This window comes from Stenotrophomonas sp. SrG, from assembly GCF_050031795.1.
Lineage (GTDB): Bacteria > Pseudomonadota > Gammaproteobacteria > Xanthomonadales > Xanthomonadaceae > Stenotrophomonas > Stenotrophomonas rhizophila_A.
On record NZ_JBNBBE010000851.1, the window covers coordinates 1 to 244 of the forward strand.

The 244-nt window shown below is 67.6% G+C and carries 1 protein-coding gene; it reads right to left on the reverse strand.

All coding sequences use genetic code 11. The annotated features are described in order from the left end of the window. Nucleotides 1-244: glutaredoxin domain-containing protein (locus ACQG3P_RS21950; protein WP_426806231.1), on the reverse strand; the 244-nt coding region annotated here is incomplete at both ends.

Consider the following 244-nt stretch of genomic DNA (forward strand, 5'->3'; position numbering starts at 1 on the left):
ACTGCGGCCGGGGTCACGGTGATGCGCGGCGGGGTACGGTACGGCGCGGCCAGGCCCAGCACGCTGCTCAGCTCACCGCTGCTGGCCATCTGCAGGATGATGTCGCTGCCGACCACCAGTTCGCTGTCGATGTACATCTGCGGGATGGTCGGCCAGTCGCCGTAGGCCTTGATGCCTTCGCGGATTTCCGGGTCGGACAGCACGTTGACGTGGGCAAACTCCACGCCCAGGTCCTGCAGCGCGC